We start from the raw sequence: 23602 nt of genomic DNA on the forward strand, positions 1-23602 counted from the left end.
GGCATTCGCCGGGCGCGGTAAAGCCTGGCTGCGTCCATGGCAGCCACCGCTTTACCCGGCAGGGAAGTGTTTTAGAAGCGCGCTTTAGGCGTCGCGCAAGGGATAGGTCCGGAACCGCTCAACGGTCGGAACGCCGATTCATCCGCATCGTAAGCGCGAATTTCGCTGGTCTCGATGTTGTAAATCCAGCCATGGATAAACAACTGACCGTTGGCCATGCGCGAAGCCACCGAAGGGTGGGTGCGCAAATGCTGCAACTGGGCGATGACGTTTTCTTCGGTCAGCACCTTCATGCTCTCGCCTTCATTGGCGCAGTCGCAGTTGTCATGAACCATGGCCTTGGCGACCTCGGCGTGCCGCAGCCAGGCCTTGACCGTCGGCATCTTCTCCAGGCTGTCGGGGTTGAGGACCGCGCGCATGGCGCCGCAATCGGAATGCCCGCAGACGATGATGTGTTGTACCCCGAGGGCGAGTACCGCGTACTCGATTGCCGTGGACACACCGCCGTTCATCTGCCCGTATGGGGGCACTACGTTACCGACGTTACGGGTAACGAACAGGTCGCCGGGCGAACTTTGAGTAATCAGTTCAGGGACGATGCGCGAGTCGGCGCAGGTAATAAACATCGCCCTCGGGCTCTGGGCCGTGGCGAGTTTCTTGAAGAGTTCTTCCTGCTGAGGGAAGACGTCGTGATGGAAATGCAAAAAACCGTCAACGATATGCTGCAGCGCTGCATCGGCGGATTCCGCCACCTGAGGGGCTGATGCCGACGCAGCCAACGGCTGTTTATCCTTATCACTCATGATTCATCCTCTTGATTAATGCAGGGGAGTTTTCAGCTCAGTTCGACGCCTGGATAGTGGAATAGTTGTAAAACGCCGCGGGCTCCAGGGCCGACTCATCAGTCACTCGCCGAACAAGGTAACCATCGAAACTTAACTCAAACTGAATGAACCGCTCTAGATCGCGGGTTTCAGTGATATCAAAACGCGACTATTCCTACAGTAGCGGTGCATTCTTCCCAGCCAGTCTACAACAATGCCATTTGTCTGCCCGGTGGGCAGAACGCCTCGCAATCCAGATTGAAGCCTTCCCGGCGATCCATACCCAGGCGCTTGATCGCTTTGCTGAAGCGCTGCGCCAGCAGGTCGGCAAACGGCCCTTCACCGCGCATGCGTACGCCAAATCGACTGTCATACACCTCACCGCCCCGCACCTGGCGCACCAGGCTCATCACATGGGCGGCGCGCTGCGGGTAATGCGCCGCCAGCCACTCCTCGAACAGCGGCGCCACCTCCAGCGGCAGGCGCAACATCATGTAGGCCGCGCTCTGGGCTCCGGCGGCATGGGCCTCGGCCAAAAGGCTTTCCAGTTCGCTGTCGTTGATCATCGGGATCATCGGCGAACACAATACGCCCACCGGTATCCCCGCCTCACGCATCACTCGAATCGCCCGCAACCGCGCCTTGGGCGCCGCCGTGCGCGGCTCAAGGATGCGCTTGAGTTCGTCGTCCAGGCTGGTGAGGCTGATCATCACCGCCACCAGACGCTGGCGCGCCAGCTCGGTGAGCAGATCCAGGTCGCGCAGGATCAGCGAGCCCTTGGTGATGATGGTCACCGGGTGTCGGTAGCGCAGCAGCACCTCCAGGATCTGGCGGGTGATGCGGTACTCGCGCTCGATGGGCTGGTAGGGATCGGTATTGGAACCCAGGTTGATCGGTGCGCACACGTAGCCGGGCTTGGACAGTTGCTGCTCCAGCACGTCAGCCGCGTTGCTCTTGGCGATCAGCTTGGTTTCGAAATCCAGCCCCGGGGACATGTCCCAATAGGCATGGCTGGGCCGCGCGTAGCAGTAGATGCAGCCGTGTTCGCAGCCGCGATAGGGGTTGATCGAACGGTCGAACGGCAAATCCGGCGAGTTATTACGGGTGATGATGGTCTTGGCCGTTTCAATGCGCACTTCAGTGCCTTGGGTCGGCGGCACTTCCTGGTGCCAGCCGTCGTCTTCGGCCACGCTGACCGTGGGCGCAAAGCGGTTGTGCAGGTTAGTGGCCGTGCCCCGGCCACGGGGTGGCAGCGCAGTGGACATAAGAACGCCTCGATACTGTTTTTATATACAGTATCGAGGCGCGAAGGATCTGACCAGTGCCGTTTGGCGGGTCAGCACACTGTCAGTGCTTTTGCGTCACTTGCCCCAGATCGTCACCCGAGGTGGTGCGCATGTCGTTTTTGCGCAGGTCCGCCACTTCACTGGCCTTTACCGGCGCTCCCTGGTTGCCCCAACTGCCACGGATAAAACTCACCACATCCGCCACTTCCTGATCCGAAAGACGCCAGGCGAACGCCGGCATGGTGAAGGTGGACGGCGCCGTGTGGGTGGCCGGCAAAGTGCCGCCGTTCAAAACGATGTTGATCAGCGACGTCGCGTCCGCCGTCTGCAACACCGGGTTGCCCGCCAGCGCCGGGAACACCCGCGTATAACCATGCCCGTCGGTACGGTGGCACGCCGCGCAGTTGTCGATATACACCGAGGCGCCGCGCTGGCTGTCGTCGCCCTTCCACAGGGCTTGCGCCACCTGCTTGTCGTACTGATGCGGCTGATCCTTGGGGTCCATCGCCGGCAGACTCTTGAGGTACCGGGCGATAGCCGTCAGGTCGTCTTGCGACAGGTACTGCATGCTGTGCACGACCACATCGCTCATGCCGCCAAACACTGCGCTGCGGTCGCTGCGACCGGTCTTGAGAAATTGCACCAGTTGTTCCTCGCTCCAACTGCCGAGTCCGTCCTTGTGGTCACCGCGCAGGCTTTTGGCGATCCAGCCTTCCAACGGCGCACTGCCGGACAGAAACGCGCTGCCATCCTGAGCATTCAGGGCTTTTTCCTGCATGGTCAGGGCGCGCGGCGTATGGCACGCGCCACAGTGGCCAAGGCCCTCCACCAGATAGGCGCCGCGACTGATCACCGGGTCGGTCCCCGCCTTGGCCTGGTAGTCCTCAACGGCCGGCGCAAACATCCAGCGCCACGCCGTCAACGGCCAGCGCATGCTCAACGGCCAGGGAATATCGCTGTCCTTGTTCTCCTGGGCGACCGGCTCGACGCCTTTCATGAAATACGCGTACAACGCCTGCATATCGCTTTCGCTGACACGAGCGTAAGACGGGTAGGGCATGGCTGGGTAAAGCGTACTACCGCTTTTGGCGACACCCTGGCGCACGGCCTTGTCGAAGTCCTCGAAGCTGTAATCACCCAGGCCGGTCTTGTCCGGGGTGATGTTGGTGGAATAGATCACACCGATGGGGGTTTCCATCGGCAGGCCACCGGCGAAGGGTTTGCCGCCCTTGGCGGTGTGGCAGGCCACGCAGTCACCGGCACGAGCGAGGTATTCGCCCTGCTTGATCAAGTCGGTTTCTGCGGCGCTGATCGAGCAACTGCTGAGCAGCGCCAAGGTCGCGATAACGAATGTTTTCATGCTCATCGCTCCTTATGCCTGAACCAGCGGGCCGGGATTTTTCAGGTACTGCTCGCGAATCGCACGGGCCGACCAATAAGTCAGTGCCGCCACCAGGCCGGTAGGGTTGTAGCCCAAGCCTTGTGGGAAAGCGGATGCGCCCGGGACAAACACGTTGTGTACATCCCAGCATTGCAGGTAGCGGTTCAACGCACTGGTTTTCGGGTCGGTGCCCATGATCGCGCCACCGTTGAGGTGGGTGGTCTGGTAAGACGCAGTGTTGAAGTGCTCACCGACCTTCTTGCCCAACACGGCGATCGCCTTGGGGTTCATTGCCTGAGCGACCTTGCCCATCTTCTCGACCATGAAGCGGTTCATCTTGATGTCGTTTTCCTGCCAATCGAATGTCATCCGCAGCAATGGCAGGCCGTAGGCATCGCGGTAGACCGGGTCCAGATCCAGGTAATTACCCCGGTAGGATTGATGGGCGCCGTGGGCATCCATCGACACCTGATGGGTGTAGTAATCAGCGGTGGCGCGCTTCCAGGCACTGCCCCAGGCGGGCGTACCTGGAGGATTGGACGTGCCGGCGATCGGCCGGCTGCCGGCCTGGTTGACCCACATCGGCGAGCCGCCGACGAAACCGTGGGGGCCGTGGTCGAAGTTATCGGCGTTGAAGTCATCGATGGCCACACCGTTGCCGCCTGCACCGATGAAGTTATTGGTGTGCGTGTCTTTGTCGAAGAACGCCTTGATGGTGGCCATGTTCTGGTAAGCGAAATTCTTGCCCACCACGCCTTCGCCACTGATCGGGTCGTAAGGCTTGCCGATACCCGACAGCAGCATCAAGCGCACGTTGTGGAACTGGAACGCGCCAAGAATCACCAAGTCCGCCGGCTGCTCGCACTCGCGACCCTGGCCGTCGATGTAGGTCACGCCGGTGGCCTTGCTCTTGGTACTGTCGAGATTGACCTTGAGTACGTGGGAATTGGGCCTCAGTTCGAAATTCGGCACCTGCCGCAGCGCCGGCAGGATGTTTACGTTAGGCGACGCCTTGGAGTACATGTAGCAGACATAGCCACTGCAGAACCCGCAGAAATTGCACGGCCCCATCTGCGCCCCGTAGGGGTTTGTGTATGGCCCCGAAGTGTTGGCGGATGGCAGGTTGTAGGGTTTGTAACCCACCTCGGCAGCCGCCTTCTGAAACAGCTGTGCAGAGACGGTGTTTTTCTGCGACTCCAGCGGGAACGGGTTGGAGCGGTCCGGCGCATAAGGGTTACCGCCGCGGCCTTCACCCACCACTTGACCCTTGACGGTCCAGGCCTGGCCGGAGGTGCCGAAGACTTTCTCCGCGTAATCAAAGAACGGCTCCAGCTCTTCGTAACTGACGCCGAAGTCCTGGATAGTCATGTCCTTGGGAATGAAATGCTTGCCGTAGCGCTCTTCATAGTGGCTGCGCATGCGCAACTCGATCGGGTCGACACGGAAATGCACGCCGGACCAATGCAGGCCCGCCCCACCCACACCGTTGCCCGGCAGAAATGCGCCCAGCTGACGGTTGGGCAGGGCGACGTCATTCACGCTATGGCGAATGGTCACGGTCTCTTTGGAAATGTCCTGGAAGAGTTTTTTACGTACGCTGTAGGTCAGTTCGTCGATGACCTGGGGATAGTTGCCATCGGGGTAAGTGTCCTGCATCGGGCCGCGCTCCAGCGCAACCACGTTCAAACCCGCTTCCGTCAGCTCCTTGGCCATGATCGCGCCGGTCCAGCCAAAACCTACGATCACCGCATCGACTTTTTTCATGATGGTCGCCACGTTTATGCCCTCTCGCCGCGGATGGAAACTGCCGGGAAGGGGTATTGCTCGTTGCGTTCCACCCAATCCATGAAGTCGGCGCGCGCGCCGGGGAAGCCGATCAGGGTCCAGCCGACCATACCTTTATTGCCGCCGTGAATCGGGTCGCAGAAGAAACCTTCCTTGGTGTTTTGCAGCAACAGATTGAAGAACATCCTGGCCGGCACCGCCTCGAAATGGTCGGCCACTTCACCGCCGCCAGCTTCCAGGCGACGCAGCATGTCCTCCTGGGTAGCGCTGTCTTGAGCGGCAAAGACCTTGCCGTTGAACGCCTTGGACCATGCATCCGTCGCAGCAATGCCCAGGCGATAAATTTCCTTGGGCACCAGCTTGCTCTGCCAGCCCATCTCCGGTGCGGCATCGGCGTTGAACGGCCCCTGCATGTACCACAGCGCACCGCTGGCATAGGGCGTGTTCATCTGACGGTCGATGTACTCAGGCACACCCGCTTCAAGGGCGCCGGGGCCTTGGTCATCGGCAGGGATCAAGCGCGCGACTGCGGCGTGAATAAACTCCCATTCCTCAGCCGTGAAGTAGCTGGGTTCGTAGGCTTTTTCGCTAACTGCTGGCCTAGCCGGACTGGCCTGGACCGGTTCAGGCGTCGCCATCAGCATCGAACCACCCAAGCTGGTACTGGCAACCGTGACCACCGGGATCAAGGTCAAGGATTTGCGCAAAAAATCACGCCGGGGGTTGTCTTGATCTTGATCAGACATGGGTGCACCTCATCATGTGGTCACGGATTGATCAGCCGCTTCTAGCGAGCGGCTTGGGGAATATGAACAGCTATTGGATCCAACCTGTTCAGATAGATAGAACGCGGCTGTCATGAATAGTTACGAATGATAGCAGGCTAAGCATCAAGGGAATCGATTCAGCCCAGAAAACAGCGGCAGCGCTGCTCGCCGATCACGTTTCTTTGACGAACGCCTCACACGGCATTGACTCGACGTCACCCACTCTGACGACCACTCACCACCTCCTTTCGGTTACGTCGACCATGCTGAAACACCCCGTGTTACCTGCCCTGTGCCTGGCGCTCGTCAGTCTATTCGCCAATGTTTCTGTGCAGGCCGACGCAATCGTCACTTCCGTCCGGTCCCCCGAATGGGCCCAACCGATCGACGCTCACTACAACTTGCACCAGATGACGCCCACGCTCTACCGCAGCGGCTTGCCGGACAGCCGCTCGCTGCCTCTGCTGGAAAAACTGAACGTTGGCACCGTCATCAACTTCCTGCCCGAATCCGATGACAGCTGGCTCGCCGACTCCGATATCAAACAAGTGCAGCTGACGTATCGCACCAACCACGTAGACGATTCAGATGTATTGGCCGCATTGCGCGCAATCCGACAGGCAGAAGCCAATGGCTCGGTGTTGATGCACTGCAAGCACGGCTCGGACCGCACCGGCCTGATGGCGGCGATGTATCGGGTGGTGATTCAAGGGTGGAGCAAAGAGGATGCGCTGAACGAAATGACGTTGGGCGGGTTTGGCAGCAGTAATGGCTTCAAGGACGGTGTTCGCTACATGATGCGCGCCGATATCGACAAATTACGCACTGCCTTGGCCACCGGGGATTGCAGCACCAGCGCGTTTGCGCTGTGTTCGATGAAGCAATGGATTTCCACGACAGGCAGTGAGCAGAAGGAGTAGAAACGGATCAGGCAGCAGCGGTCCGGTTGAATGGACGCGCTGCCTGCTCTGGGTGTGCTCAGTCCTTTTTCAACTTCGGATTTGGAAAGAATTGCACCGCCTGCACCTTTGGGTCCGGCACTTTCAGCGCTGACGTATTAACCCGCGTGCCCAATTCCTTGGGCACCGACAAGCCTTGGTCATTGAGCGTATCGGTGTAGCCGCAGGCCACGCATTCGCGATGGGGCACGCTGTCCTCGGTCCACATTTTCAACTTATCCGGCTCGCTGCACGCGGGGCACACGGCCCCGGCGATAAATTGCTTTTTGGTGATCACAGGCCCTTCGCTCATGCTGCTGCATCCTCACTCAGGCCGCTGTGACGCAACAGTGCGTCAATGGACGGCTCGCGGCCGCGGAAATCGACGAACAGCACCATCGGCGCCTGGGAACCGCCACGCGCCAGGATCGCATCGCGGAACGCACGGCCGGTTTCAGCATTGAGCACGCCTTCTTCTTCAAACTTGGAGAAGGCATCCGCCGACAGCACTTCGGCCCATTTGTAGCTGTAATAACCCGCTGCATAACCACCGGCGAAGATGTGCGCAAAGCTGTTGGGGAACCGGTTGTAGGCCGGCGGACGCATGACCGAAACCTCGTCACGTATGCCTTCAAGCACCTGGGCCACGCTGCGACCATCGCCATGAGTGGCATGCAATTCGAAGTCGAACAGCGAGAACTCCAGTTGCCGCACCATCATCAGGCCGGACTGGAAGTTCTTCGCCGCGAGCATCTTTTCCAGCAGGTCCTGGGGCAGTGGTTCGCCGGTTTCATAGTGGCCGGAGATCAGCGCCAGGCCTTCCGGCTCCCAGCACCAGTTCTCCATGAACTGGCTCGGCAACTCCACCGCATCCCACGCCACGCCGTTGATCCCGGAGACACCGGCGTGTTCGACACGGGTCAACAGGTGGTGCAGGCCGTGGCCGAATTCGTGGAACAGCGTGGTGACTTCATCATGGGTCAGCAGAGCAGGCTTGCCGCTGTCGGCCGGGGTGAAGTTGCACACCAGATTGGCCACCGGGCTTTGCAGCACGCCATCGACAGTGCGGCGACGGTCGCGCGCACCGTCCATCCAGGCACCGCCGCGCTTGTTGGCGCGGGCGTACAGGTCAAAGAAGAAGCGCCCGACGTGCTGGCCGTTTTCCTTGATTTCAAACAGGCGAACGTCCGGGTGCCAGGTGTCGAAGCCTTTTTGCTCGGCGATCTCGATGCCATACAGGCGCTGCACGATAGCGAACAGGCCGCTGAGCACCTTGTCGATCGGGAAGTAGGCGCGCAGGGCTTCCTGGGAAACGCTGTAGCGCTGCTCGCGCAGCTTTTCGCCGTAATACCCGCTGTCCCAGCTCTGCAAATCGGCGCAACCCTGTTCGGCGGCGTAGGCCTTGAGCTGCTCCAGATCCTGGGCTGCAAACGGCTTGCTGCGCTTGGCCAGGTCACGCAGGAAGCTCAGCACCTGGTCGCTGGACTCGGCCATTTTGGTGGCCAGGCTCAGTTCGGAGAACGAGGCGTAGCCCAGCAGGCTGGCCAGTTCCTGACGCAGATCCAGGATCTGCTCCATCACCGGGCCGTTATCGTTCTGGCCGGCATTCGGGCCCTGATCTGACGCACGGGTGCAGTAGGCAGCGTAAATTTCTTCACGCAGGGCGCGGTCCTGAGCGTAGGTCATCACCGCATAGTAGCTAGGGAATTCCAGGGTGATCAGCCAACCGTCGAGGCCCTTGGCCTGAGCGGCGGCGGCCATCTGCGCCTTGGCCGAGTCGGTCAGGCCAGCGAGGGTGGCTTCATCGGTGACGTGCTTGGTCCAGGCCTGGGTAGCGTCGAGCAATTGGTTGGAAAACTTGCTGCCCAGCTCGGAGAGTTTGCTTTGCACTTCGGCATAACGTTTTTGCTGCTCGGGCGGCAGATCGATACCCGACAGGCGGAAGTCGCGCAGGGAGTGTTCCAGGATGGTTTTTTGCGCCACATCGAAGCCTGCGGCTTCCGGGCTGTTGGCCAAGGCTTCGAAGGCCTGGAACAACTCGCGGTTCTGGCCCATTTCAGTGGAATAAGCACTCAATGCCGGCAGGCACGCCTCGTAGGCTTCGCGCAGTTCGGCGCTGTTGCACACGGCGTTGAGGTGGCTCACCGGGCTCCAGGCTGCGCCCAGGCGGTCATTGAGTTCATCCATAGCCAGGACCAGGCCTGCCCATGTCGGATTTTTCCCTTGGCTTTGCAGGATGCCTTCGATGGCAACGCGGTTGTCGGCGAGGATCTGTTCGATGGCCGGCTGAACGTGCTCGGCACGGATCGCCGAGAACGGCGGCAGGTCGTAGGGCTGCAGAAGAGGGTTGTTCGCGCTCACGGTGGGCACCTTGGCTGGAGAAACATGTAAGAACAAAGATGGGGCCATCTTAATTACAATCAATGCCCACCGCAGCTATCAGCAGAAGAGAGAGAAGCTATCGTGACCCTTCGCACCTATCAGAACCACACGCCAACCCTGGGCGCCGGGGCTTTTGTCGATATGTCGGCGGTGGTGATCGGCGATGTCGAAATCGGCCCCGACAGCTCCGTATGGCCGCTGACGGTGATTCGCGGCGACATGCACCGCATCCGTATCGGCGCGCGCACCAGCATCCAGGATGGCTGCGTGCTGCACATCACCCACGCCGGGCCCTTCAACCCCGACGGTTTTCCGCTGCTGATCGGCGACGATGTGACCATCGCCCACAAGGTCATGCTGCATGGCTGTACGGTTGGCAGCCGTATTCTGATCGGCATGGGCAGCATCGTGATGGACGGCGCGGTGGTGGAAGATGACGTGATCATCGGCGCCGGCAGCCTGGTGCCGCCGGGCAAGACGCTGGAGAGCGGTTTTTTGTATGTCGGCAGCCCGGTCAAACAAGTCCGTGCGCTGACTGACAAGGAACGCGCCTTTTTCACCTACAGCGCGGCGAACTACGTGAAGCTCAAAGACCTGCACCTGGCTGAAGGATTCGACCGATGAGCCTGCATTACTCCACCGTGCTGTTCGACCTGGACGGCACCCTCACCGACCCGCGCGAAGGCATCACCCGTTCGATCCAGTACGCCCTCGCCAAGTTGGGTATCGATGAACCGGACCTGACCCGGCTGGAACATTTCATCGGTCCGCCGTTACTGCAAGCCTTTATGCAGTTCTATGACTTCGATGAAGCCAGAGCCTGGGACGCGGTGAATTACTATCGCGAACGCTTCAAGGTTACCGGGCTGTATGAAAACCGCGTATTTGACGGCGTGATGCCATTGCTGGAGGCACTCAACCAGCAAGGGCGTCAGTTGTACATCGCCACCTCCAAGCCGTGGGAATTTGCCCGGGAAATTGCCCGTCATTTCGACTTTGCCAAGCATTTCAAGGTGATTTACGGCAGCGAACTGGACGGCACGCGCACCGATAAAGTCGAGCTGATTGCGCACCTGATGAAAGAAGAGGGCCTGGACCCGGCCAATACCTTGATGATCGGCGATCGCAAGCACGACCTGATCGGCGCCCGCAGCAATGGGCTGGATTCGGCGGCGGTGGGGTATGGTTTTGGCAGCTTTGAAGAATTGAATGCCGAAGCACCGACCTGGCATTTCGAGACATTGGCCGCGATGCACCGGGCGTTTTTGCAGCGGCCTTAAAAATCGTCATCGGGGGCAAGCTGTGCAGCCTAAAAAGGTGGGACGGGGCTTGCCCCCGATGAGGCCCTACAGGCCCACGCCCTCCAACTGCCTCAACGCAGCCTTGCGCTGCACCACCGGCAACTCGCCCAACTTTTCCACCGCGGCGTAGAACTTCACCCAATCCCCCTGTTGCTGCGCAAACAACGCCGCAAACGCCGGCACCCATTGGTCATACAGCCCGAACGGCAACAGCCTTGCGTTGTTCATAGGCTGGTTGACCCAGGCGTCATAGCGTTTGTCACCGGCCCATTGGGTGTCGCGCAGTTGCCGGTAGTCGCGGCGCAATTGCTCGAACTGCGCCGCTTTGGCCTGACGCATCACGTCCGGGGCCAGAGGCTGCGCGTAGAGTTTTTCCAGGCGGTGACGGGTGTCCAGGATCAAGCGGATAAACTGGTCACGTTGCTGCGCCTGTGCATCGCTGAGCGGTGCCAGGCTGCGCGCAGCCCGCCACTGGCGGGTGCCTTCCTGCTCGACAAAGGTGGCAAACGACTCGTTGAACTCAGTGTCGTCTTTCACATAGAAACGCTGGTGAGCGAGCTCATGAAAAATCAACGTGGCCAGCCGCTCGTCGCCCCAGTTCATCATCGAATTCATGATCGGGTCATCGAACCATCCTAAAGTGGAATACGCCTCCACGCCGCCGATTGCCACGTCCATGCCCTGTAACTTCAACACCGCCGCCTCGCCACGCGCCGCGCCCTGGTTGTAATAGCCGCGATAGGCCACACAGCCGGCGATGGGAAAGCAATGGTTTTGAGGCGTCAGAGAAAATTCCTGCGTGGCGAAGACATTCCAGACCACATAGGGGCGGCCGATGTCTGCGTACAACCGGTAACTCAGGTTGTCAGGCAGGTGCAGGTGTTCGCTGGCGAAGGTGCGCGCTTTTTGTGCTTGCACCAGGTGGTCGCGCAGTACCTGCGGGCGCGTCGGGTCACTTATTACCTGAGCCACCGGCTCGCGGGCACGTAATAACTGCCATTGGCCGCTCGCCAATTGGCTGTAGTAACTGACGCTGGAGCACCCGCCGAGCAGCACGGCCAACCCCCCTGTAAGTAAACGCCTGATCATGTTCCGACTGCTCCTGGATACCCTGTGCGCCAGACTGGCGTGCCGCGCGGGAATTTTCCACGTCCAGAGGTGTTTATACTCAAACGTCCCCCTGCATTGAGACTCTGCCATGCGCCTGTTCTTAGTTGCCGTTGTTGCCTTGCTCTCGAGTGCCTGCACAACGACACCGGTACCGCCCGCCGACCCGCATCAGGCATGGGTCGATTTCATCACCCCCACACCAGGCGCCAAACTGTTGATGGCACAGCGTCTGGACGGCAAGAATCTCGAAGACGGACGCTACTTCCAGATACCAACCGGCGCCCACGAGCTGATGGTGCGCTTTGACTTTGAGGTACCGGCGGGTGGCGGGCTGGGAGGGCTCAGCCAGATGCAATATCGAACCTGCTTCATGACGTTGCAGTACGACCACTTCCAGGCTGGCCAACGCTATGTGCTGGAAGGCCGCTCGCTGGCCTTTACGCCCAACATCCGACTGTATGACTCCGCCCGCCAGTTGCTGGCAGAGGAACGCAGTGTGAACTGCCTCTGATCAGTCGTTGTTCTTCTGGTAGATGATGCGCTTGGTGCCGTTTTCGCACGAGCCAACAATCATGGCACTGTCGTGGTTCTTGGCTTCTTCGGCGGTGATGATTTCCAGGGTGTAGGACGGAATCGCCTTGGCCTGGATATTCACTTCGATCTCTTTCCTGAGCTCTTCACAATCTTTTGGAGCGGCCACGGCCGATGTGGCCAACACACCGCAGATGATCGCCAAGGCAAAACGTTTCATGGTTGAAGCTCCCTGAATGCATTGCGCACGAGTGTGCGCCTAGGCTGCATAGGGTATAGGACCACAGGTGCGAAACGGGAGTTCTTATTTAACGCAGCACAAAGTGGGGGAGCAGGCTTGCCCCTCCCACCTTGGACCTGTTGTGTCAGTTAACCAGCGTGCCATCCAGAGTGATGGTTGCATTCAGAACCTTGGACACCGGGCACCCTTCCTTGGCCTTTTTGCTCAATTCATCGAATTGCGCCTGGCTGGCGCCTGGGATCTTGGCTTTGAGCGTCAGGTGTACGGCGGTGATCGCAAAACCCCCTTCGACCTGATCCAGCGTCACGTCGGCCTGGGTGTCGATGCTGTCGGCCTTGAGGCCCGCATCGCCCAGAATCATGGAAAACGCCATGGAGAAACAGCCCGCATGGGCCGCACCGATCAGCTCTTCCGGGTTGGTGCCCTTGCCGCCCTCGAAACGGGCCTTGAAGCCGTAGGGCGCTTCGCGCAGCACACCGGTTTCGGTGGAGATGGAGCCCACACCAGTCTTCAGATCACCTTCCCAATGCGCGGATGCCTTTTTAACAATACTCATAGCTTTCTCCTCGAACGGTGGTTTTGCTTCAGTAAGGTTCTGAGGATAGATGCTCGGGCAAAGTTCATCTTGTAAGAGAAACCCAGCAGTTTAGTAGGAAATTTCAGGCCAGCTATTGAATCTCGGGTATATGCCCTCATTGCATGGAGGATGCACATGAAGCGGCAGGTTTTGGTTCGTCTTAAAAGCCTGCGCCCTCAATTGGAGAAGCAGGCTTATGAAATCGCTGTCCGACGTTAAGTTTTCCGCCCTCGACCTGGTGCCCGTACGCGCCAATGGTAGCCCGGCACAATCGCTGCGCAATTCCCTGGACCTGGCTCAGCATGTGGAAAAGTTCGGCTACAACCGTTTCTGGGTAGCCGAACACCACAATATGGACGGCATCGCCAGCTCGGCCACTTCGGTGTTGCTGGGGTATCTGGCCGGTGGCACCTCGACGATTCGTGTCGGTTCCGGCGGTGTGATGCTGCCCAATCACGCGCCGCTGGTAATCGCCGAGCAATTCGGCACCCTCGAAAGCCTGTACCCGGGCCGCATTGACCTGGGCCTGGGTCGCGCCCCCGGTTCCGACCAGATGACCGCCCGCGCCCTGCGCCGTGAGCGCTCCGGCAGCGCTGACGATTTCCCCGAGGACGTGGCCGAACTGATGGCCTACCTGGGCCCGCGCACCCCCGACCAACGGGTTATCGCCGTCCCCGGCACCGGTACCAACGTGCCTGTCTGGCTGCTGGGTTCGAGCCTGTTCAGCGCGCAACTGGCCGGCGAGCGTGGTTTGCCCTACGCCTTCGCCTCCCATTTCGCACCCCGTTTAATGCACGAAGCGATTCGCGTGTACCGCAATCACTTCAAGCCTTCGGCTGTGTTGGACAAACCCTACGTGATGCTGGGCATTCCGCTGGTGGCGGCCGATACCGACGAACAGGCCGATTACCTGGCGACCTCCGTCTACCAGCGCATTCTCGCGCTGATGCGCGGCCAAAGTCTGGTGCAGCGCCCACCGGTGAAAAGCATGGATGGCCTATGGCTGCCCCATGAAAAGGACGCGGTCGGCAGCTTCCTCGGCCTGGCCATGGTCGGCAGCCCGGCGAAGATTCGCGCCAAGCTCGAGGTGCTGATCGAACAGACCGGCGCGGATGAGTTGATCTTCACCTGCGACCTGTACGAGCACGCGGACCGGATTCATTCCTACGAGTTGCTGGCGCAGTTGATGAAGGGCTGACCTAACCCAGTCGAAAAAAAACCGACGCACCCGCGTCGGTTTTTTATGTCTGCAACACGGGGTTAACCGCGTTTGTAGACGATTTCCTTGGTGCCACCCTCGCAAGTGCCGACCAATTTGGCGTCGGTAGAAGCGCCTTTGTCGACGACTTCCAGCGAATAGCCCGAAGCCCCTTTGGCGTCGATTTTCGCCGCAATTTCACTTTTGAGGTCTTCACACGACTTGCCCGCCGCCAGGGCGGTACCTGCCAGGCTCAACAAACCTACGGCTAACAGAAGCTTCTTCATCCGTTACTTCCTTGCGCTGATCCAATAGAACGTGCCGACGCAGTGGCATCGGCACCCGAACGTTGTAGCGCAGGTTATGGCAATCGGCCAGTCAGCAAGTTCAACTCACAGGATCAACTGCTGGCAATTCGGAATCCCACCTTCAGAGTGACCTGATAGTGGGCGACCTTGCCATCTTCGATATGACCGCGCGTTTCAGTCACTTCAAACCATTCCAGGTGCTTGAGGCTTTTGCTGGCCTCGGCCAATGCGTTCTGGATCGCATCCTCGATAGTGGTGGTGGACGAACCTACCAGTTCAACTTTTTTGTAAGTGTGGTGATCGGTCATGGGGTTTCTCCTGAGGGATGTTTAAGAAGCCTAGCAGTCAATATCCGTACTGCTTCAGGCGACCGTTCCTACCTGAAAGTTCAGATTTACTGCACTTTCTGAAAACCCAGCAGTCGGTATCTACACACGCCACTCAATCACTTCAGGAGAATCCACATGGCTAACACTTCTTTACGCAAAGCGTCGCTGGAAAGCATGGAAGCCGAGATTTCGAGCCTGCTCAAGTCCCTTGAAAGCCTCAAGGACGATGCGTCGGATGAGTCGCGCAAAACCTTGAAGGCCCTGAAAAGCAATGCCGAGAATGCGCTCAAGCACTCCCGTCATCTGATCACCGATGCCTATGAAGAAAGCAAAGTGAAATTGCGCGAAACCGGCGTGGCAACTCGCGATTACGCGCAAGAGCACCCTTGGACCACTGCCGGCGTTGCCGTTGGCGCGCTGGGTCTGCTGGCGGCTTACTTGCTGTGCAAGCGCGGTGACTGAATCGGTTGGCGCGACAGCTCTGTCTTGAGCCATTGCGCCAGCTGCCGGGCGCGCCCATCCGCGGCGCGCTTGGGTAGCCACAATGCCAGGTGCGCCGGGGTTTCGCTGAACCCCCAAGGCGCCACCAGGCGACCGGCCAGCAGATCTTGCGCCACCAGCGGCTGCGGCGCGATCGCCACCCCCAGCCCGGCCACAGCCGCCTCCAGCAAATAATACAAATGCTCGAACCCTTGCCCGTGCTTCAACGCATTCGGTGCGATGCCGTATTGCTGCGCCCAACTGGGCCACGCCTGGGGCCGTGACGTGGTGTGCAGCAGCGCTTCACCGCACAACGCCGACGCAGGCGCCTGACGCAGACGCTCATAACCGCTGAATCGCGGGCTCATGACCGGGCCGATACGCTCACTGGCCAACTCGTATACCTGCATATCGGCCGGCCACGGCGGTTCGGCGAACACCAGCAACGCATCCAACCCCGGACGACGCGGGTCCAGATCACCATCACCCGCCGACAAGTGCAGGCGCAGGTCCGGCAAGTCAGCGTTCAGGCGGCCAAGGCGCGGAATCAACCAGCGTGCCAGTAAACTGCCCGAACAGCCGAGTACGAAGGGGGCGTCGGCGCCGGTCTGGGTGAGTTCCGCACACACGTCTCTCAAACGCTCGAACGCTTCGCCGCTGGCATCGCGCAGCCGCACGCCCGCATCTGTGAGTTTAAGGCCACGCCCCTCCTTGACGAACAGGCTGACGCCCAAGTGTTCTTCGAGCACCTTCAATTGGCGACTGACTGCCCCGTGGGTCACATGCAGTTGCTCAGCGGCCTGGCTGACGCTGTTGAGGCGCGCGGTGGCTTCAAACGCGCGCAGGGCGTTGAGGGGTGGAAGGTCTCGGCTCATCTGTGAGTTTTCCTGACAGGTTGCAGCGATCTTATCGGTTTTCAGCCGCGGATGTGAGGGGTAGAGTGGCCCACATTGCTTCCCACACGAATTCTTTCCTGGAGCGTCCCATGACTCAGTCCCAGACCGACCTACGCAACGGCCCAGACGCCAGCGGCCTGTTTGGCGCGTTCGGCGGCCGCTACGTCGCTGAAACCCTGATGCCGTTGATCCTCGACCTGGCCCGCGAATACGAAGCGGCCAAGATTGATCCGGCGTTCAACGAGGAATTGGCCTACTTCCAGCGCGACTACGTTGGTCGCCCAAGCCCGCTGTATTTTGCCGAACGTCTGACCGAATACTGCGGCGGCGCCAAGATCTACCTCAAGCGCGAAGAGCTGAACCACACCGGCGCGCACAAAATCAATAACTGCATCGGTCAGATCCTGCTGGCGCGACGCATGGGCAAAAAACGCATCATCGCCGAGACCGGCGCCGGCATGCACGGCGTGGCCACCGCCACGGTAGCCGCGCGTTTCGGCCTGCAATGCGTGATTTACATGGGCACCACCGACATCGAGCGCCAGCAGGCCAACGTGTTCCGCATGAAGCTATTGGGCGCCGAAGTGATTCCGGTGGTTGCCGGCACCGGCACCCTCAAAGACGCCATGAACGAAGCCCTGCGCGACTGGGTCACCAACGTCGACAGCACTTTCTACCTGATCGGCACCGTAGCGGGTCCACACCCATACCCTGCAATGGTCCGCGACTTCCAGGCCGTGATCGGCAAGGAGACCCGCACGCAGCTGCAAGCCCAGGAAGGCCGCCTGCCGGACAGCCTGGTGGCGTGCATCGGCGGCGGCTCCAACGCCATGGGCCTGTTCCACCCGTTCCTGGACGACAAGAGCGTGGACATCATCGGCGTCGAAGCGGCCGGCCACGGCATCGAGACCGGCAAGCACGCCGCCAGCCTCAACGGCGGCGTACCCGGCGTACTTCACGGCAACCGCACCTTCCTGTTGCAGGACGACGATGGCCAGATCATCGACGCCCACTCGATTTCCGCCGGCCTGGACTACCCCGGCATCGGCCCGGAACACGCCTGGTTGCATGACATCGGCCGCGTCCAATACACCTCGGTGACCGACGACGAAGCCCTCGACGCCTTCCACAAATGCTGCCGCCTGGAAGGGATTATTCCTGCACTGGAAAGCGCCCATGCCTTGGCCGAAGTGTTCAAACGCGCACCGACCTTGCCGAAAGATCACCTGATGGTGGTTAACCTGTCCGGCCGTGGCGATAAAGACATGCAGACCGTGATGCATCACATGGAACAGTCCCAGCAGGAGAAACACTGAATGAGCCGCCTGCAAACCCGCTTTGCGCAACTCAAGGAACAAAACCGCGCCGCCCTGGTGACTTTCGTCACTGCCGGCGACCCGGGTTATGACACCTCGCTGGCGATCCTCAAAGGGTTGCCCGGCGCCGGCGCCGATGTGATCGAACTGGGCATGCCCTTCACCGACCCGATGGCGGACGGGCCGGCCATTCAGCTGGCCAACATCCGCGCGCTGGAGGCCAAGCAGAACCTGGCGAAAACCCTGCAGATGGTGCGTGAGTTCCGCAAGGACAACGACGAAACACCGTTGGTATTGATGGGCTATTTCAACCCGATCCACAAATACGGCGTGCCTGCATTCATCGCCGATGCCAAGAACGCCGGGGTAGACGGCCTGATTGTGGTAGACATGCCACCTGAGCATAACCGCGAGCTGTGCGACCCGGCGCAGGCCGCAGGCATCGACTTCATCCGCCTGACCACACCGACCACCGATGACGTACGCCTGCCGACCGTGCTCAACGGCAGCTCCGGTTTTGTGTATTACGTGTCGGTGGCCGGCGTGACCGGCGCCGGCGCCGCCACCCTGGAACATGTCGAAGAAGCCGTGACACGCCTGCGCCGCCATACCGACCTGCCGATCAGCATCGGTTTCGGCATTCGCACACCGGAACAGGCCGCCGCCATCGCCCGGTTGGCGGACGGTGTGGTGGTGGGCTCGGCGTTGATCGATCACATCGCCACCGCCGGCAGCGACCGGCAGGCTATCGATGGTGTGCTCAGCCACTGCGCAGCGTTGTCGGAAGGTGTACGTAACGCTCGTAAGTAAAGGCCTCAGGCTCCCGACTGATCTAGGCTAGGCTGAAGGTGGGCATTGCGCCCCACCTTCAACGCACTTCGTGCCTATTGCTGTCTAACCACCTCTGCAAGCCCCGCCGTTCTTGCGCTGTCGGTCGTTAAGTTAGTTGCATCAGAAGTCATTATCGTCTCCCACGGAGCACATCATGGCATTTGATCTCGTCCCGCCTTCAGACCCCCGTCATGCCGCCTTGCAGAAGGGTTTCAACCTGCGCTGGCCGCTGGGCAACGTCCAGGGCCAATCCTCGCCCAATGGCGCCAACCTTATCTACCTGTGCCACAACCCGCAGGACATCATCGACGCCGCCGCGCAAGCCTTGGCCATGCCCAATGGCCGCATCACGGTGCGAAGTGGCGGTCATTGTTATGAAGGGTTTGTCGCTAACGTGATGCCCGGAGTGCCGCACGAGAGCCTGTCGATCCTGGATATCGGGCAAATGAACCAAGTCGCCTACGACCCGTCCGGACAGATAGGGTCAATGCTGGTGCCGGGCTCACCTCGTCGCTACAGCGTCCGCCTGGAACCCGGTTGCCAGAACTGGGACACCACCGTCGCACTTTATAAGAGGGCAAATAAAACCCTGCCAAGCGGCTCCTGCTATTCGGTGGGGCTTGGCGGGCATATCTGCGGCGGCGGTTATGGGTTGCTGTCGCGCAAACACGGGCTGGTCTGCGACTGGCTGGACGGCGTTGACCTGCTGGTGGCCAACGTCGGTGGAACGGGCCTTGTGCCTGTGCATGTGTCCCGGGACAGCACCGATAGCGCTGAGCTGGACCTGTTCGCCGCTTGCTGCGGTGCCGGAGGTGGGCAGTTCGGCATTATTACCAGTTATTACTTCAAGGCCCTGCCACCGGCGCCCACTCAGGTGCTTTGGCTGGCATTGGAATGGGATTGGGCGCAACTGACCCGTCCGGCTTTGGAGCGCCTGCTGCGGGCCTATCAAAAATGGTTCGCGGACAATCAGGCAAACCCCAATACCTGGGGCCTGTCGACCAAGCTGGAGATGCGCCACCTCAATACCGGCAACGTGACGTTGGGTATTCACTATGTCGACAAGAACGGTCAACTCGATGACCGGGCACCCTTCGACGACTTCGTGCTCAGCCTACTGACCGCCGTGGGCGTGAGCCCGAGGCAGTCGCTGGTGCCGTTCCACGTGGTGCATCAACCGCGCGATGGGCAAAGGGGGCGCCGCATTACTTCTCTGCAGGATGCCCGAAAAGCGGCGCGGCAACTGGACTGGCTGTACGCCACCCAATCGCTCAACGGCTCCGGTGACAATCAACGCGGTCGCTATAAATCGGCGTATCAGAAAGGCGAATTCACCCAGCGCGTGCTGGATGCGATCTGGGCCACGCTGAACTGGCCGGACCCTGAGCAGCAGTTGACCCAGAGCCTGATCCAGATCCAATCGTTCGGCGGGCGCATCAACGAGATGGAAGGCCCGATCCTGGCGCAGACATCCGCCGCTCAGCGCTCCTCGTACCTCAAGTGGCAGCCGCAATGTTACTGGCACACGGCGGACGACGGGGCGGACCAGGCCCACGCCGACTGGATCCGTGGGCTTTTCAACGCGGCATTCACCAACGGCGTGCCGGACGATCCGGAGTTCGAGGGCTGCTACATCAACTACCCGGACCTGGACATGACCTATCTCGGCGGCGATCCGGCGAATGGCAAGAACCCCTCGTGGTATGGGATCTTCTTCCCCAACACCATCATCGAGAGCCGCCTGCGCCGAACCAAGCAGCGATGGGACCCGTTGAATGTGTTCCGCAATGAAATGTCGGTGCCGCACGCGTAACAACGGGCGAGTCTGACGACTGTGACTGTGGCGAGGGAGTTGCTCCCTCGCCACTGCGATGACTGGCCTACAGCTCGATGCGCTCGACCTTGCCCACCAGCAGCACGTAGGACAAAGCCCCCAACAACGCCAGCACTGCAATGTAAGTGATCGCCGGCGCAAACGAATCACCGCTGGCGAGGAAGCCGATAACGATTGGCGTGGTAATCGCCGCCAGGTTGCCGATGAAGTTGAACACCCCACCGGTCAGGCCCAGCAACCGCGCCGGGGCGAGGGTGGAGACCAGCGACCAGGTGATCGAAGCCAGCCCATTGCCGAAGAACGCCACAGCCAGGAAGGCGATGACCAGCGGGGTCGATTCGACGAAGTTGGCGCCGATGATCGCCGTGGAGATCAGCAGCCCGCTGATGATCGGCAACTTGCGCGCAAAGCCCACGCTTGCGCCGCGACGGATCAGCCAGTCGGAAAACAGCCCGGAACACAGGACTCCGACGAATGCCGCGAGAAACGGCAGCGACGCGAGCATGCCGGACTTGATGAAGTCCATGCCGCGGTACTTCACCAGATACGTCGGGAACCAGGTCAGGAAGAACCACAGCGTGGAGTTCAGGCAGAACTGCCCCAGGTAAATCCCCCACAATTTGCGTTTGCTCAGGACAATCCCCAGGTCGACCCAGCTGAACGGCGCCTTGGTCTTGGCCGCTTGGGTGCTGAGGTCCACCAGCCCGCCGCCGTCGCGGATCAGGTCGATTTCGGCCTGGTTGATGCCTTTGAAATCACGTGGTTCGCGGTACACCGCGTACCAGATCGCCGCCCACAGGATGCCGACGCCACCGGTGACCACAAACACCATGTGCCAGCCATAGTGGTGCTGCAGCCAGGCCAGCACCGGCGTCAGAAACGCCAGCCCGACGAATTGACCGGAGGTGTAGAAGCCGATCGCGGTGGCGCGTTCACGCTCGGGAAACCAGCTGGTGACCACGCGACTGTTGATCGGGTAGGCCGGCGCTTCCAGCGCACCGACCGCCATGCGCAGGACAAACAGGGCGATGAAGCTGGCGGCAAAGCCGAGCATGACGGTTGCAATGGACCACAGCAGCAGGGCCACGGTATAGAGGATGCGCGGCGGCACCCGATCCACCAGCCAGCCGCCGGGGATCTGCATGGCGGCGTAGGTCCAGCCGAACGCCGAGAAAATCAGGCCGACATGCACCGGGTCAATGCCCAGGTCACTGGTCAGGGCGGGGGCCGCAATCGACAGGTTGCTGCGGTCCAGGTAATTGATCACCACGGTGATAAACAGCAGCACCATGATGAAGTAGCGCTTTCGGCTGGGCGTGACTAAAGGAGCCTGCCCGGTCAAGGATTCAGGTTGCATGGGGGAAGTCTCTTCTTATGTTTATTGAGGACAAGTCTTACTGAAGAAATCGATTTGATATGGGAGGGGCTTGCCCCCTCCCAGATTTTTTACCGGGTGTCTTCAGATGAGCATCACCACTCGGCGAAACTGCCGTCGGCGTGGCGCCAGATCGGGTTGCGCCAGCGGTGGCCGATGGCAGCCCGTTCGATCACGTACTCTTCGTTGATCTCAATGCCCAGGCCCGGCCCGTTGGGGATCTTGACGAAGCCCTGGTCATAGTCGAACACGCCGGGGTCGCGCACGTAGTCGAGCAGGTCGTTGCTCTCGTTGTAATGGATGCCCAGGCTCTGCTCCTGGATAAACGCGTTGTAGCAAACCGCATCCAGCTGCAGGCACGCCGCCAGCGCGATCGGGCCCAGCGGGCAGTGCAGGGCCAGGGCCACGTCATAGGCTTCGGCCATGTTGGCGATCTTGCGCGTTTCGGTGATGCCGCCCGCGTGGGACGCGTCGGGCTGGATGATGTCGACATAGCCTTCGCTCAGCACACGCTTGAAGTCCCAACGCGAGAACAGGCGCTCGCCCAGGGCGATCGGGGTGCTGGTCAGCGGCGCCAGTTCCTTGAGCGCTTCGTAGTTTTCGCTGAGCACCGGCTCTTCGATGAACATCAGCTTGTACGGGTCCAGCTCCTTCATCAGCACCTTGGCCATTGGCTTGTGCACGCGGCCATGGAAGTCGACGCCAATGCCGACGTTGGGGCCGACCGCATCACGCACGGCGGCGACGTTGGCCAGGGCCAGGTCGACCTTTTCAAAGCTGTCGAGGAATTGCAGTTCTTCGGTGCCGTTCATTTTTACCGCAGTGAAGCCGCGGGCCACGGCGTCTTTGGCGGCGCGGGCGGTGTCGGCGGGGCGGTCGCCGCCGATCCACGAGTACACGCGGATCTTGTCGCGCACCTGGCCACCCAGCAAGTCGCTGACGGACACGCCGAGGGCCTTGCCCTTGATGTCCCACAGAGCCTGGTCGATACCGGCCAGCGCACTCATGTGCACCGCGCCGCCACGATAGAAGCCGCCGCGATAGAGCACAGTCCAGATATCTTCGATGTTGCGCGGGTCTTTGCCGATCAGGTAGTCGGACAATTCTTCGACGGCGGCGGCCACGGTATGGGCGCGGCCTTCGACCACGGGTTCACCCCAGCCGGTCACGCCCTGGTCGGTTTCGATTTTCAGGAAGCACCAGCGAGGCGGGACGATAAAGGTCGTCAGTTTGGTGATTTTCATCTGTTATCTCTCTTGTAGATGCAGCGCCAGGGGCGCGGAACTTGAACTCAGCTCAGGGCTTTCCAGGCGGCGACATAAGCCTGGGCGCGGCTCGCTACCTGATCCACGGTCATACCCGGTTTGAACAACCCGGAACCCAGCCCGAACCCTTTGGCGCCGGCGTCGGTGAACACCTGCATGTTGTCCGGGGTAATACCGCCCACCGGCAGCAGCAACGTGCCCGCCGGCAATACCGCCAGCCACGCCTTGATCACCGCCGGGCTCATTTGCTCGGCCGGGAACAGCTTCAAGACGTCAGCGCCTTCGCCCAGTGCGGCAAAGGCTTCGGTGGGCGTGGCCACGCCCGGCGACAGGTACAGGCCAGCCGCCTTGGCAGCGCGCAAGACCTTGGCATCGCTGTGGGGCATGACGATCACCTGGCCACCGGCGGCCTTTACCTGCTCCACCTGCTCGGGCGTCAGCACGGTGCCGGCGCCGATCAGGCAATCGGCGGGCAGGCTGTCGCGCAGGGTGCGGATGCTGGTGTAGGGGTCCGGTGAATTGAGCGGAACTTCGATCACGCGAAAACCGGCGTCGTACAGCACCTGGCCGACCGCCTGGGCTTCGTCCGGGCGCAGGCCGCGCAGAATTGCGATCAGACCGTTTTGTGCGAGTGCTTGCTTGAGCAT

At 60.6% G+C, this 23602-nt stretch carries 25 protein-coding genes; 9 read left to right on the forward strand and 16 right to left on the reverse strand.

The features are described from left to right. Positions 1 to 71: 71 nt before the first annotated feature. From OSC50_RS24340 to OSC50_RS24360, 5 genes are all read right to left on the reverse strand, one after another. Positions 72 to 803 carry a carbonic anhydrase gene (locus OSC50_RS24340; protein ID WP_181077441.1) on the reverse strand — a complete coding sequence of 244 codons (732 nt, stop codon included), beginning with the start codon at positions 801 to 803 and terminating at the stop codon, positions 72 to 74. 227 nt (positions 804 to 1030) lie between these two features. Further along, entirely contained in the window at positions 1031 to 2089 is a 1059-nt protein-coding gene (locus tag OSC50_RS24345) for a PA0069 family radical SAM protein (protein ID WP_253509871.1), read from the reverse strand. Between the two features lie 82 nt (positions 2090 to 2171). Then, entirely contained in the window at positions 2172 to 3470 is a 1299-nt protein-coding gene (locus OSC50_RS24350) for a cytochrome c (protein ID WP_266245248.1), read from the reverse strand. Positions 3471 to 3482: 12 nt separating this feature from the next. Continuing rightward, entirely contained in the window at positions 3483 to 5267 is a 1785-nt protein-coding gene (locus OSC50_RS24355; RefSeq protein WP_181077446.1) for a GMC family oxidoreductase, read from the reverse strand. 2 nt (positions 5268 to 5269) lie between these two features. Then, positions 5270 to 6022, reverse strand: a complete 753-nt coding sequence (locus OSC50_RS24360; RefSeq protein ID WP_253509869.1) for a gluconate 2-dehydrogenase subunit 3 family protein — start codon at positions 6020 to 6022, stop codon at positions 5270 to 5272. 284 nt (positions 6023 to 6306) lie between these two features. Here OSC50_RS24360 and OSC50_RS24365 point away from each other — a divergent pair, with 284 nt between their 5' ends. Further along, positions 6307 to 6963 carry a tyrosine-protein phosphatase gene (locus OSC50_RS24365; RefSeq protein ID WP_253509868.1) on the forward strand — a complete coding sequence of 219 codons (657 nt, stop codon included), beginning with the start codon at positions 6307 to 6309 and terminating at the stop codon, positions 6961 to 6963. Between the two features lie 58 nt (positions 6964 to 7021). On the opposite strand, the gene OSC50_RS24370 is transcribed toward OSC50_RS24365, so the two are convergent. Beyond that, a complete protein-coding gene (locus OSC50_RS24370; RefSeq protein ID WP_181077450.1) occupies positions 7022 to 7294 on the reverse strand; it encodes a YheV family putative zinc ribbon protein in 273 nt (90 codons plus the stop codon). Beyond that, on the reverse strand, positions 7291 to 9342 hold the full coding sequence (gene prlC, locus OSC50_RS24375; protein ID WP_267165232.1) for an oligopeptidase A: 2052 nt from the start codon (positions 9340 to 9342) through the stop codon (positions 7291 to 7293). Before prlC ends, OSC50_RS24370 begins: the two co-directional genes overlap by 4 nt. A gap of 102 nt (positions 9343 to 9444) precedes the next feature. Between prlC and OSC50_RS24380 the strand changes: the two genes are divergently transcribed. Both OSC50_RS24380 and OSC50_RS24385 read left to right on the forward strand, forming a co-directional pair. Continuing rightward, positions 9445 to 9987 carry a gamma carbonic anhydrase family protein gene (locus tag OSC50_RS24380; protein ID WP_181077452.1) on the forward strand — a complete coding sequence of 181 codons (543 nt, stop codon included), beginning with the start codon at positions 9445 to 9447 and terminating at the stop codon, positions 9985 to 9987. After that, on the forward strand, positions 9984 to 10643 hold the full coding sequence (locus OSC50_RS24385; protein ID WP_253509867.1) for an HAD family hydrolase: 660 nt from the start codon (positions 9984 to 9986) through the stop codon (positions 10641 to 10643). The genes OSC50_RS24380 and OSC50_RS24385 overlap by 4 nt, the downstream gene beginning before the upstream one ends. 66 nt (positions 10644 to 10709) lie before the next feature. Here the strand turns inward: OSC50_RS24385 and OSC50_RS24390 are convergent, their stop codons facing one another. Further along, entirely contained in the window at positions 10710 to 11753 is a 1044-nt protein-coding gene (locus tag OSC50_RS24390; protein ID WP_181077454.1) for an aminopeptidase, read from the reverse strand. Between the two features lie 109 nt (positions 11754 to 11862). On the opposite strand from OSC50_RS24390, the gene OSC50_RS24395 reads away from it, so the two are divergent. Further along, positions 11863 to 12285, forward strand: a complete 423-nt coding sequence (locus tag OSC50_RS24395) for a PA0061/PA0062 family lipoprotein (RefSeq protein WP_181077455.1) — start codon at positions 11863 to 11865, stop codon at positions 12283 to 12285. Here OSC50_RS24395 and OSC50_RS24400 read toward each other — a convergent pair whose 3' ends face one another. Continuing rightward, positions 12286 to 12525, reverse strand: a complete 240-nt coding sequence (locus tag OSC50_RS24400) for a DUF1161 domain-containing protein (RefSeq protein ID WP_003233678.1) — start codon at positions 12523 to 12525, stop codon at positions 12286 to 12288. A 145-nt stretch (positions 12526 to 12670) separates the two neighbouring features. Beyond that, positions 12671 to 13102: an OsmC family protein gene (locus OSC50_RS24405; RefSeq protein ID WP_181077456.1), complete on the reverse strand. Its 432-nt coding sequence runs from the start codon at positions 13100 to 13102 to the stop codon at positions 12671 to 12673. Positions 13103 to 13319: 217 nt separating this feature from the next. Here OSC50_RS24405 and OSC50_RS24410 point away from each other — a divergent pair, with 217 nt between their 5' ends. Next, positions 13320 to 14321, forward strand: a complete 1002-nt coding sequence (locus tag OSC50_RS24410; RefSeq protein ID WP_181077457.1) for an LLM class flavin-dependent oxidoreductase — start codon at positions 13320 to 13322, stop codon at positions 14319 to 14321. 62 nt (positions 14322 to 14383) lie between these two features. Here the strand turns inward: OSC50_RS24410 and OSC50_RS24415 are convergent, their stop codons facing one another. Continuing rightward, on the reverse strand, positions 14384 to 14608 hold the full coding sequence (locus OSC50_RS24415) for a DUF1161 domain-containing protein (RefSeq protein ID WP_266245241.1): 225 nt from the start codon (positions 14606 to 14608) through the stop codon (positions 14384 to 14386). A gap of 113 nt (positions 14609 to 14721) precedes the next feature. After that, the gene (locus OSC50_RS24420; RefSeq protein WP_076952195.1) at positions 14722 to 14937 is read right to left on the reverse strand and encodes a dodecin; all 216 of its coding nucleotides are present in this window, start codon (positions 14935 to 14937) and stop codon (positions 14722 to 14724) included. 156 nt (positions 14938 to 15093) lie between these two features. Here OSC50_RS24420 and OSC50_RS24425 point away from each other — a divergent pair, with 156 nt between their 5' ends. Next, positions 15094 to 15420: an ElaB/YgaM/YqjD family protein gene (locus tag OSC50_RS24425; protein WP_034101663.1), complete on the forward strand. Its 327-nt coding sequence runs from the start codon at positions 15094 to 15096 to the stop codon at positions 15418 to 15420. Here the strand turns inward: OSC50_RS24425 and OSC50_RS24430 are convergent. Beyond that, positions 15393 to 16313: a LysR family transcriptional regulator gene (locus OSC50_RS24430; RefSeq protein WP_181077461.1), complete on the reverse strand. Its 921-nt coding sequence runs from the start codon at positions 16311 to 16313 to the stop codon at positions 15393 to 15395. The genes OSC50_RS24425 and OSC50_RS24430 overlap by 28 nt on opposite strands. 110 nt (positions 16314 to 16423) lie before the next feature. Between OSC50_RS24430 and trpB the strand changes: the two genes are divergently transcribed. The 3 genes from trpB (at position 16424) to OSC50_RS24445 (ending at position 20294) form a co-directional block, all read left to right on the forward strand. Further along, the gene (gene trpB / locus OSC50_RS24435) at positions 16424 to 17650 is read left to right on the forward strand and encodes a tryptophan synthase subunit beta (RefSeq protein WP_181077462.1); all 1227 of its coding nucleotides are present in this window, start codon (positions 16424 to 16426) and stop codon (positions 17648 to 17650) included. Next, positions 17651 to 18460: a tryptophan synthase subunit alpha gene (trpA, locus tag OSC50_RS24440; RefSeq protein WP_181077464.1), complete on the forward strand. Its 810-nt coding sequence runs from the start codon at positions 17651 to 17653 to the stop codon at positions 18458 to 18460. A 175-nt stretch (positions 18461 to 18635) separates the two neighbouring features. Next, positions 18636 to 20294, forward strand: coding sequence for an FAD-binding oxidoreductase (locus OSC50_RS24445; protein ID WP_253509865.1), 1659 nt, complete (start codon positions 18636 to 18638; stop codon positions 20292 to 20294). 67 nt (positions 20295 to 20361) lie between these two features. Here OSC50_RS24445 and OSC50_RS24450 read toward each other — a convergent pair whose 3' ends face one another. The 3 genes from OSC50_RS24450 to OSC50_RS24460 form a co-directional block, all read right to left on the reverse strand. Continuing rightward, on the reverse strand, positions 20362 to 21672 hold the full coding sequence (locus OSC50_RS24450) for an MFS transporter (protein ID WP_181077467.1): 1311 nt from the start codon (positions 21670 to 21672) through the stop codon (positions 20362 to 20364). A 113-nt stretch (positions 21673 to 21785) separates the two neighbouring features. Next, positions 21786 to 22934, reverse strand: coding sequence for a galactonate dehydratase (gene dgoD / locus OSC50_RS24455; protein ID WP_181077468.1), 1149 nt, complete (start codon positions 22932 to 22934; stop codon positions 21786 to 21788). 47 nt (positions 22935 to 22981) lie between these two features. Beyond that, entirely contained in the window at positions 22982 to 23602 is a 621-nt protein-coding gene (locus OSC50_RS24460; protein WP_181077470.1) for a 2-dehydro-3-deoxy-6-phosphogalactonate aldolase, read from the reverse strand.

It is taken from the genome of Pseudomonas quebecensis (assembly GCF_026410085.1).
Lineage (GTDB): Bacteria > Pseudomonadota > Gammaproteobacteria > Pseudomonadales > Pseudomonadaceae > Aquipseudomonas > Aquipseudomonas quebecensis.